General features: G+C 38.8%; 15 protein-coding genes. 1 reads left to right on the plus strand and 14 read right to left on the minus strand.

Going from position 1 to position 9,108, the window contains the following annotated elements; all coding sequences use genetic code 11:
• Nucleotides 1-2: 2 nt before the first annotated feature.
• From EFA47_RS15010 to EFA47_RS15030, 5 genes are all read right to left on the minus strand, one after another.
• Entirely contained in the window at nt 3-377 is a 375-nt protein-coding gene (locus EFA47_RS15010) for a GntR family transcriptional regulator (protein ID WP_122644006.1), read from the minus strand.
• A 191-nt stretch (nt 378-568) separates the two neighbouring features.
• Nucleotides 569-1,057, minus strand: a complete 489-nt coding sequence (locus EFA47_RS15015) for a winged helix-turn-helix domain-containing protein (protein WP_255321321.1) — start codon at nt 1,055-1,057, stop codon at nt 569-571.
• Nucleotides 1,058-1,339: 282 nt separating this feature from the next.
• On the minus strand, nt 1,340-2,056 hold the full coding sequence (locus EFA47_RS15020; protein ID WP_122644007.1) for an SAM-dependent methyltransferase: 717 nt from the start codon (nt 2,054-2,056) through the stop codon (nt 1,340-1,342).
• Nucleotides 2,040-2,681 carry a TetR/AcrR family transcriptional regulator gene (locus tag EFA47_RS15025; RefSeq protein WP_122644008.1) on the minus strand — a complete coding sequence of 214 codons (642 nt, stop codon included), beginning with the start codon at nt 2,679-2,681 and terminating at the stop codon, nt 2,040-2,042. The genes EFA47_RS15020 and EFA47_RS15025 overlap by 17 nt, the downstream gene beginning before the upstream one ends.
• A 142-nt stretch (nt 2,682-2,823) precedes the next feature.
• Nucleotides 2,824-3,735 carry a helix-turn-helix transcriptional regulator gene (locus tag EFA47_RS15030; protein ID WP_122644009.1) on the minus strand — a complete coding sequence of 304 codons (912 nt, stop codon included), beginning with the start codon at nt 3,733-3,735 and terminating at the stop codon, nt 2,824-2,826.
• Nucleotides 3,736-3,818: 83 nt separating this feature from the next.
• Between EFA47_RS15030 and EFA47_RS19950 the strand changes: the two genes are divergently transcribed.
• On the plus strand, nt 3,819-3,998 hold the full coding sequence (locus EFA47_RS19950; protein WP_164690023.1) for a hypothetical protein: 180 nt from the start codon (nt 3,819-3,821) through the stop codon (nt 3,996-3,998).
• A gap of 183 nt (nt 3,999-4,181) precedes the next feature.
• Here EFA47_RS19950 and EFA47_RS15035 read toward each other — a convergent pair whose 3' ends face one another.
• The 9 genes from EFA47_RS15035 to EFA47_RS15075 all read right to left on the minus strand — a co-directional run bounded on the left by EFA47_RS15035 (nt 4,182) and on the right by EFA47_RS15075 (nt 8,999).
• On the minus strand, nt 4,182-4,664 hold the full coding sequence (locus tag EFA47_RS15035; RefSeq protein ID WP_206215538.1) for an ABC transporter permease: 483 nt from the start codon (nt 4,662-4,664) through the stop codon (nt 4,182-4,184).
• Nucleotides 4,665-4,734: 70 nt separating this feature from the next.
• Entirely contained in the window at nt 4,735-5,082 is a 348-nt protein-coding gene (locus tag EFA47_RS15040) for a cupin domain-containing protein (RefSeq protein ID WP_206215539.1), read from the minus strand.
• A gap of 112 nt (nt 5,083-5,194) precedes the next feature.
• Nucleotides 5,195-5,554, minus strand: a complete 360-nt coding sequence (locus EFA47_RS15045) for a cysteine peptidase family C39 domain-containing protein (protein ID WP_218239370.1) — start codon at nt 5,552-5,554, stop codon at nt 5,195-5,197.
• A gap of 52 nt (nt 5,555-5,606) precedes the next feature.
• The gene (locus tag EFA47_RS15050) at nt 5,607-5,795 is read right to left on the minus strand and encodes a cysteine-rich KTR domain-containing protein (RefSeq protein ID WP_122644568.1); all 189 of its coding nucleotides are present in this window, start codon (nt 5,793-5,795) and stop codon (nt 5,607-5,609) included.
• A complete protein-coding gene (locus EFA47_RS15055) occupies nt 5,785-6,780 on the minus strand; it encodes a serine hydrolase domain-containing protein (RefSeq protein WP_122644011.1) in 996 nt (331 codons plus the stop codon). The genes EFA47_RS15050 and EFA47_RS15055 overlap by 11 nt, the downstream gene beginning before the upstream one ends.
• Nucleotides 6,781-6,847: 67 nt before the next feature.
• Nucleotides 6,848-7,174, minus strand: a complete 327-nt coding sequence (locus EFA47_RS15060; protein WP_164690024.1) for a GyrI-like domain-containing protein — start codon at nt 7,172-7,174, stop codon at nt 6,848-6,850.
• Between the two features lie 71 nt (nt 7,175-7,245).
• Nucleotides 7,246-7,404, minus strand: a complete 159-nt coding sequence (locus tag EFA47_RS15065) for a cysteine-rich KTR domain-containing protein (RefSeq protein ID WP_206215557.1) — start codon at nt 7,402-7,404, stop codon at nt 7,246-7,248.
• Nucleotides 7,405-7,453: 49 nt separating this feature from the next.
• The gene (locus EFA47_RS15070) at nt 7,454-8,389 is read right to left on the minus strand and encodes an alpha/beta fold hydrolase (protein ID WP_206215540.1); all 936 of its coding nucleotides are present in this window, start codon (nt 8,387-8,389) and stop codon (nt 7,454-7,456) included.
• Nucleotides 8,358-8,999: a TetR/AcrR family transcriptional regulator gene (locus tag EFA47_RS15075; protein WP_122644014.1), complete on the minus strand. Its 642-nt coding sequence runs from the start codon at nt 8,997-8,999 to the stop codon at nt 8,358-8,360. The genes EFA47_RS15070 and EFA47_RS15075 overlap by 32 nt, the downstream gene beginning before the upstream one ends.
• Nucleotides 9,000-9,108 lie beyond the last annotated feature (109 nt).

Here is a 9,108-nt window from a genome sequence, read left to right on the forward strand (position 1 = left end):
AGTCACTCCTCCTGATAAAACATAGTTAAAAGCTCAACTAATTTTCCCAACGATATTCCACTGGTTCTGCCAATATCAGCGGCCTCCTGTAAATGCTCTTCCGCTAACCGCTGCTGTTCCTCTTGATAAAAGTCTTTATTCTGTGCCGCTACAAAACTTCCACGCCCGACTGTCGTCTCGATAAATCCGTCCCTTTGCAGATCTTCATATGCCTTTTGAACGGTAATTACGCTTACATGGATTGACTTTGCCAATGCTCGCATAGAAGGAATAGGATCACCCGTCTGTAGTTCACCGCTCATAATCATAGCTTTTATCTGTGAGGTAATCTGCTCATAAATGGGTTTACTCGTATTACTGCTTATTATAATTTCCACAGGCTCCCTCCATCCGTCATGTAATGTACTTATTGAACAAGTACATTATAGCAACTTCAAGCACAATTGTCAATAAGGTAATGGCAAGTGGCAAAATTCTTATGAGAACAATAACAAATGGAATCTGTTCTCTGGAAAAGGAGCATAAACAAAACAAGACCACAAGGGAAGTAAAATCCTTGTGGTCTTTGTTATGGTATTTCAAATTTATAACCTACACCGACAATATTTTTGATATATTCCAGGCCATCCGGTGTTATCTTCAATTTCTTCCGCAGATTGCTCATATGATTGCTTACCGCTTTGCGTGAGTAAAAGGTAACATCCTCGTTCCAGACCAGCTCCATGATCAGCTCGTAAGTGAACACCCGCTGGGGATGCGTGATCAGCAGGGCAAGAATATCAAATTCTTTCGCCGTCAGATTTACCACTTGTCCATCCACACGTACCAGCCGCTGCTCCAGGCAAAAGTACAAATCACCCATATGAATCTCTGTGAAGATACCTGCATTCTCTGTCAGCAACTCATAAGCTCCGGAGCGGATACCCAGGTTATCAGCTAAATCGCCATTCTGGTTTTCTTTGCCAAGAAGATAGTTTACTAGCTCCTGCCGCTGTCTTGCATCCAACAGCATAAGCAGCTTCTCTCCGATTTTATCTCCCGGTTCGGATATTTCCAATACAGCTAATTTTCCTATGGTATCACCTCCGTTTTTTTATAACCCTCCATCCTTCAGCAATCTATGATAAACCATAAATATGACAGCATTCTGTCATGTTTCATATCTTTTTTGTGCAATGAAGCCTTGCCCGGGCTTTATGCCCCTACCCTTTTCGCACTGACCTTATATACTTAAAATACTGTTCCGAAACATAAAAAAGCACATGACTCTTCTCGGTGAAAAATCAGACAGCATCTGGCTTCTTCATAATCAAACTTGTCCGTTGCTTGATTTTATTGACTATAATCTTTGAAGAACAATAGAAATAAAATTCAAATATTTACCTCCGCCAGCCTCCATAGCTTTACGGTCACTGATTGCATACTCGTTTTCTTGCTTTAGCCAGTCGTTCCATACTTCCTCATTACTTTCCATCTCATGAATAGAAATTACCCTGGCCCCTTTGCAGTGGCGGATAATGTTTTCCCAATACATTATATCGTGCATATAATCAAGCTGATCCGGTGTCCATGAGAGAAGTAATTCTGGTGGCAGATTACTATGACAATCTTTTTTCATTCCGGGAATGGCAATATAAATATAGCCACCATGTTTAAGATATGGGAGCAATTTATCGTCAAGGAATTTAGGATCTCGCCCAAAATAATTATAGGAATCCGTACTGATGATTGCATCGAAAAATTCTTCCTCAAACGGAAGTGCCGTGGCATCTGCCTTAACCGGAATAATCTGCTCATCGGACAACCCCATTTTGCGAAAGAATTTTCGATTATCTTCCGGATCGCTCCACAAATCCGTGGCATATACAGTAAACCCGTACTCTTTTACAAGAAAGAGGGAAGTCAACCCCTGACCGCTGCCAAGATCACATACTATGGAGTTTTGGGAGATTTTGCAATGAAGTAAAAGTTCCTCCTCCAGTTTGACTGGATTTGGCCCCATAATTTTAGCCTGTAATTCAGGAATGTTATATTTTTGACTACGAATATATTTCATTTTTGTTTTCCCTTTCCTTTGTGTGAGATTCTATAAAAAAATCAATATGCTTTATTAGCCGTTTTTCAATATCCACATAAGATTCATTTTCATCTGACATATTGATAAGTAAAAAAAGCGGGGAGAAAAATTCTATTGCAAGTTGGTATGGGTCATTCTCCTTTAACACACCACATCTAATCATCTCACGAAAAATATCTTTTAAATAAAGAACAGGCCCACGCACAAGGCTATCCTGATACAACTTGTTTAATTCTGGATTACGATACTGCTCTAATGTGAGCATCTTACGATAATCAGCGGCAAATTCATTTGAAGTCCAAAACCTATATTGTGAAACGGCAAAATTTTTAAGATTTTTCAATCCGATTTTCTCATATTGTTCTGGTGCACAATCAAATACATTTTCTGGCACACCATATTTCCGTGCTATTTCATGATCCGATTGTGACATACGCGCCACAATACTGTTAAAAATATCCTTCTTATTTTCATAGTGCTTATACAGCGCCCCTTTTGTAATTCCCAATTTTTCTGCTATTTTACTGACAGAAACTGCTTCATATCCGTCTTTTGCAAATAATTGCAATGCAACGGCCAATATTTTTTCCTTTGTATCAGTCATTCTATGTACCTCCTACAATGTAAACAATCGTTTACCTCTTCTTTTTGATATTATAGTAAACGCTCGTTTACTTGTCAAGAGGATTTTTATGAGCCAATCTGTGCAAAGCATTTCCTATCGTAAAAGTGAGAATCGCTGGTTCTCATTTATCATATTGTTTTCTGGCCTGCTCTAAAAATGCCTTGATATCATCCCGCAGCGTCTTTGGCTCTATAATTTCCGCTTTATCCCCCAAGCTTGCAAAAGTGCTTACGATCCACTCCGGGTATTCCGTATAAAAGGAAACGTAGAGAGAATTGTTTTCTTCCCGGATATTGCTCTGGCCAAAGAAATCAATCGCCAGAAACTCATAAGATTTATCCATTCTGACTGTAACCAATTGCCCCACACCATTTGAAAATGCGCTCTGCAATACCGGAATTTCATAATCTGTCCGTTCTGTATAGATCTGCTCGCAAAGCAACACCTTCGATATTCTGTTAAGCTTAAAAACACGGAAATCCTGTCTTTGTGTGCAGTAGGCGAAAAGATACCAGTATTCTTCTTTAAAAATGAGCTTATAAGGTTCCACGGTTCTTTTGGAGTATCCATTGCTGCTGTAATACTCCAGTTCCAACAGGCGCCGGGAGGCAATCGCAGAACGGATGATTTTGATTTTTTCAATGGTCGTATTCTTATGGTTCCAGGATGTGAAATCAATGATGATATCATTCTCCAGCAGCAGCTTATCTTCCTGTCCAAGGCGCAGCTTCGCAAGCAGTGTCTTTATTTTTGAACTCTCATCAATACTTGCAAACCCTTGTATACCGGACACAATTAGATCTATGTCCTCTTTATTCAGGACTGATTTGCTGTATTTAAAGTTTGGAAGCAAAGATATACCGCCGCCAATACCCTGCTGTGTAGTCACTGGGAACCCTGCGCTGGACAAATCCAACAAATCCCTATGGATCGTGCGCACAGAGACCTCAAAATACTCCGCCAGCTCCTGTGCCGTTATTTTTTCCCGCTCCAATAAAATACATAATATACCGAACATTCTGTTGCTTTTCATTCAAGGCACCTCCTCTGTCAATTTTACAGAAATAAGACATCAAATGTCAAGTTTCCGCTGTAACAGACAAAGTGAACCTATCTATGGCAAAAGATTACGGAGCTTATGTTTCCACGCCAGATACCCCGTCAGCTTGCTGCGGCGCATCTGGGCAGATTCATCAGGCGATACAAAAATCAAAATATGTATCCGGGTATGGCTTGTTGTTTTGGCAGGTATTTGATAATTTATGTGGCTCCCCCGGCGACCACTTCAATGAATAGAAATTATCCTGCTCCCTTTGCAATGACGAATAATATTTTCCCAATACCATTATATCGTGCACATAATCAAGCTGATCCGGTGTCCAAGAGAGAAGCATATAAAGAGAGCCGACAAGCTGTCATCATTTCTCACATGTTCGGCTCTGCGTCTGTGCGTCTGGCTCTATGATGATATGTAATATTCTAAAACAGCGTCAAAAAATATCCGTCAATCAGAGCAACTAACAAATACATTATCAATGCTCTGCCAAATGCTTCGATATGCTTTCTTGGATTTTGGTACAGTTTCTTTTCTGGAAGTTTAGTAAAGCGGATTCGCTTTGTGTTTCTCCACCACAAAAGGTCAATAATAAGCAAGTCAAACAAATTCATTCCCTGTCCTATTACACTTAGGGAAAGAACATTGTGCCAAAAGTCCTTTTCTCGGATAAACAGCCCAAATATAAACAACAGACATAAGAACAGTAGAAAATTTGACGCAAACGCTATTATTTTTTTGCTCTCCTTAAACTGTACTTGATACTCTGCAATATCCTTTATGCGGCTCTGTACTTCGTCTGGATAAGACGAATAGCTTTTCAGATTCTTTTCGTCTGTACCTGTTCCCAAATAGCAAAACAAGAAAAAAACGATACATAAAATAATTGTTTCGATTATTACAATCATGGTCTGTACTCCTGTTATAAATGAATGCTTTTCTTCCCGACGAATAGGAAGTTGTCACTGTTGTATTCGGTCACTCATTGTATGTTCCGCCTGTATTTTCTTTGTTGAGAGTTCCCTCAACTTCAATTAAAAGGCACTTGACTAATTCCTTGCAAACGGGTCGGTGTTTCGTTCCTTTGGGAATAATTATAAAATCTCCCTCACATAAATGTGTCAGTCCATCCTCAAATTCAATGTCAAACTCCCCCTCAATACAGTAAAACATTTCATCGGAATTTTCGTGTACATGAAAATCTAAAGTTCTATTCTCCGCTTGCAGCACATTTAACATATGATTATTCAAAGTACCTACTCGCTCATAATGGAATAATTTATCAATTATATTTACTTTTTCTTTCAAATTTACTTTTTGTATCATATATTTTTATCTCCATGAATTACTAATTCTTCACAAGTTCATCGGCTCTGCGTCTGTGCGTCTGGCACTATGATGATATGTCGTTCTTCCCGACAAATTAGAATTTGTGACATCAATCCTCAAAAATTCCCAAAAATGATGTTATTTTCCCATGAGTATATTCTCCCTCAATCACGCCAAATTCTGGGTCATAATATTTACCATCATAGAACAATACCCAATGGGTATAGCCGCCGTTTGCATGAACGGTCAAAATGGAATACTCATACGGCTTAGGATTTTTTTTCGATATGCGGACATTCTTTTCCGCATGACGTATTCCATACTTGTCAAGTATTTCTATAAGTTGCCCGATACTGGTCGAACCGCTTGTTTTCATATCTTTAATCACATCATTTACAGACTTATCTGCAATCATTGCAATACATGCCTGTCCACAGGTTTCAAAAGTTGGTTGTTTTATTAGCTTCATATTTCTTCCCTCCATTATCTATTCTAACCCAAAGAATTTGTGGCTTTGTCAATCAGCGCTGCAATGTTGTTTCAAGTCTTTTAATCACTGTTACCTGTAAATCCTTTGCGTCAATCAAGCTTTCCTGTCTGCACTTCGGGCAGTAAAGCGGAAAGTTTTTCAGCTCTGTATCTGTCCGTATCTGTAATCTTGTTTTGTTGCCGCAGACAGGGTAACGTATCCATTCCGTTCTATTGCTCATACCCATCAATTTTTTCCTCTATCTGTTCTTTGATAAAATCAATTCGGTCAAACACTGTCGGTTTGAAATAAGCAGCAACCGCTACCACCAATTCCTTTTTGGGATTGATATAAATAACATTTCCGCTATTTCCGATAGCCGCATAACTCCCCTCATTTTCATCAATAATCCACCACAAATATCCATATTTCATATCACGAAATTTTTCACCGCAGCACAACCTAACCTTTGTGCTTTCTTCAAGCCATTTTTCAGAAACAATACGCTCATTATGAAAAACTCCTTTTTTCAGACAGAGCAATCCTATCTTTGACATTTCATCAGCAGATAGACAAAGACCATATCCCGCAGCCCCAACTCCCTTTTCGTCCGAAAACCAAATATTTCCTTTTGGCGTCTTTCCTACTGTAAACGCCTTGTGTGCTTCAGCGTCGGGAGCCACATATATTTTCCTCGGCGCAATCATAAGCGGCTCAAACAGATATTTATTTGCAAAATCTACCGTTGTCATTTTGCTTACGGCTGCAATGATACCAGTGAGAATATGTATACCCAAGGTAGAGTATTGAAATTCTCCCGTTATGCCACGCCTGCCGCCCAAAAAATCCAAAGCGGCAATGCTCCAATCTTCCTGCACACATATTTTTGACCAAGGCTCTGCTTTATACTTATAGGGTGCGGTCATTGTTAGAAGATTTTTCAATGTGATTTTTTGAATTGTCTTTTCTCCCCGTTTGATTTTGTAATCTGGAAAATAATCTAACACATAATCGTCTATGCTCCCAATCAATCCTTTATCAACGGCAATGCCAACCAACAAGGAAACAACGCTTTTTGTGACAGACATTGTATGTACCGTATCATTGGCTTTGTAATTATTCCATGTATCGTTAATGACTGTCTTTCCGTTTTGAATTACAGCCACTTGACAAATATTTGACTGGCTATCTGAAACATAACTGTGAAATTCTGATAAATTTATCATCTTCAATCGTACTCCTTATCTGTTTTTGTTGTAAAGATTGGGTTTCCTGTCAAAGTGTAGCTCACATTTAATTCTTATATACTATCTTTTTAATGGGATAATAGACTTCGGTTATATTATCATTTATATCTGCAACCTGTGATGGGTCTGTCATATAGACTTCAAATAGAGCATCTGTATTCTCATACCCCTCTTTTTCTGCCCATTTTGCTTGTTTTGCATAAACCGAAGAAAGTTTAGAGTATGCGCCTTGTGCAATAGTTTTTAAGCATAATCCAGGGCAAAAATCCCTTGTACCTGTGACGTATTCTTGTACGGGGATAGCAAACTCTGTATCTAAACCAGAGGGAGAATATTCCGCACTATGAAAAAGCACCATTGGTTCGCCAGTCATTGTTAGTTTATCGACTGCAATCCTTTTGAATAACTTTCCAAAGCACTTGATGTATTCAGTAGGATAATCTACTACTTGTACTTCTTTACCCGTAAGTCCTTTACTTCAATCAAACTTTCCTGCTTGCACTTCGGGCAGTAGAGGGGAAAGTTTTTCAGTTCCGTATCTTCCCGTATCTGCAACCTTGTTTTATTGCCGCAGACAGGGCAGTGTACCCATTCAGATACCATCTTTGCCATATTATCCGCTAACCTCCTATAATTATATAATCAGTACAAATTACTGCTTTTTTGTAAAGTTAAAAACTTCTTCTTTGATTTCTTCCGCATGGCCAACCATTAAGTGTCCGCCGTTTTCAAAAGAAAGAAATGTGCAGTTTGGGAAGCGTTTTACTGCATTTTCCGTGTCGGTATAGTTTATTAGCTTATCGTCTTTTGCTTGAAAAATCAGTGTTGGAATTTGTAAATCTTCAATGGGATAGCTGTCAAAATTTCTTGCCATATCGGAATTAGTAACAGAAGCGTCCAGTATTACGCCACTTTTTCTACTACCGCAAGGAAGCATACTATAAATTGTGGACGGCTCCATACCCATAACAGGACTGAATAACGGGCTAATTAAAAACATAGCATAATCATTACATAAAAAAGCGGGCGGCCCGGCATATTCCATATACTTTTCCGGCTTTTCTATATATGGCATAGCAGAGCAATATAAAATTAAGCCTTTTGTTCGTTCCGGATAATCCAACGCGAACCGAATAGCAACGCTTCCGCCAGCCGAAGTTGCTAACAAATATACTTTATCAATTCCTAACTTATCCAATAGTTCAACATAAGCCTTTGCCTGTTCAGCGGGTGTCCCATCACCCAAAATATCACTACCTAAATATCCAAATCGTGAGGGGGCTATAATTCTATAATCAGAGTTAAAATCTATACAAGTATCATAGGCTTGGTCGTAGCCGCCAAAAATTCCATGAACAGATAGGATTGTTTCACCCTCTCCCGTATCAACATAACTCATATTGCCATAACTCAATATAGCTGTTTGAGCCCCATAAGCAGCAAGCCGTTCTTTGCTTGCTTTTACCGCTATACTGCACCGTATTCCTTGAACAATTAGATAGACTGCAAGAACAAGCAGAATACCTCCTGTGACATATATTATCATGTGCTTATTCCTAACCTTTCCCGTTGTCCCTTTCGTTGTCATTCCTTGCTCCTTTATATGTTTTACAAAATTCTTGCACTACTAAGGTAAGTTCATGTTTGGCTTCCTCTATCTCATCAGGGCGCATATCATATTTTTGAAGCAGATAGAATATAGGTGTGTAAAAATGCAGCGCAATAATATAAGGATTTTCCCCTTTGATAACTTTTGCGTCTATAAGTTTAGAAAATATTTCTTTTTCATAGTCGATTGCTCCAGTAATAAATAAATCTTCAAACAGCCGGTTAATTTCCGGGTTATGGTATCGTTCTATCATCAGCATTTTACGAAATTTTGCTGCCACATTATCCTGCAAATAAAACATAAAAAGAGCGTTTGCAACCTCGATAAGTTGTTCTTCGGTAATCGTTTCATAAGAGAATGAAGCTGTCTTGCTCCCCGGTAGCTGTATGTTATTTCTGATATTTTCCATTCGCTCCGCAAAAACTTCAATACAAGAATTAAAAATGTCCTGCTTGCTCTTGTAGTGTTTATATAGTGATGGTGTTTTTATGCCTACGGCGTCGGCAATCTCACCGACATAAACCGCACTATATCCCTTTTCCGCAAACAGTGTCAGAGCTTCATTCAAAATCTTCTGTTTTGTTGTCATTCTACTACCTCCTAAGCTAATTCGGATTAGCCTGTTACATTATAAGCTAATTAGAATTAGCTGTCAATGGACTTACGGAAACTTTCACCCAATTTTCATCTTTCCGAAA

The sequence above is a fragment of the Luxibacter massiliensis genome (genome assembly GCF_900604355.1).
GTDB classification, from domain to species: Bacteria; Bacillota; Clostridia; order Lachnospirales; family Lachnospiraceae; genus Luxibacter; species Luxibacter massiliensis.

Bases quoted from the DNA above. Each gene is read 5' to 3' on its own strand.
- EFA47_RS15020 (WP_122644007.1), bottom strand. From the start codon at position 2,056: ATGAAATATATTCGTAGTCAAAAATATAACATTCCTGAATTACAGGCT.
- EFA47_RS15025 (WP_122644008.1), bottom strand. From the start codon at position 2,681: ATGACTGATACAAAGGAAAAAATATTGGCCGTTGCATTGCAATTATTT.
- EFA47_RS15030 (WP_122644009.1), bottom strand. From the start codon at position 3,735: ATGAAAAGCAACAGAATGTTCGGTATATTATGTATTTTATTGGAGCGG.
- EFA47_RS19950 (WP_164690023.1), top strand. From the start codon at position 3,819: ATGGCAAAAGATTACGGAGCTTATGTTTCCACGCCAGATACCCCGTCA.
- EFA47_RS15035 (WP_206215538.1), bottom strand. From the start codon at position 4,664: ATGATTGTAATAATCGAAACAATTATTTTATGTATCGTTTTTTTCTTG.
- EFA47_RS15040 (WP_206215539.1), bottom strand. From the start codon at position 5,082: ATGATACAAAAAGTAAATTTGAAAGAAAAAGTAAATATAATTGATAAA.
- EFA47_RS15045 (WP_218239370.1), bottom strand. From the start codon at position 5,554: ATGAAGCTAATAAAACAACCAACTTTTGAAACCTGTGGACAGGCATGT.
- EFA47_RS15050 (WP_122644568.1), bottom strand. From the start codon at position 5,795: ATGAGCAATAGAACGGAATGGATACGTTACCCTGTCTGCGGCAACAAA.
- EFA47_RS15055 (WP_122644011.1), bottom strand. From the start codon at position 6,780: ATGATAAATTTATCAGAATTTCACAGTTATGTTTCAGATAGCCAGTCA.
- EFA47_RS15060 (WP_164690024.1), bottom strand. From the start codon at position 7,174: ATGACTGGCGAACCAATGGTGCTTTTTCATAGTGCGGAATATTCTCCC.
- EFA47_RS15065 (WP_206215557.1), bottom strand. From the start codon at position 7,404: ATGGTATCTGAATGGGTACACTGCCCTGTCTGCGGCAATAAAACAAGG.
- EFA47_RS15070 (WP_206215540.1), bottom strand. From the start codon at position 8,389: ATGACAACGAAAGGGACAACGGGAAAGGTTAGGAATAAGCACATGATA.
- EFA47_RS15075 (WP_122644014.1), bottom strand. From the start codon at position 8,999: ATGACAACAAAACAGAAGATTTTGAATGAAGCTCTGACACTGTTTGCG.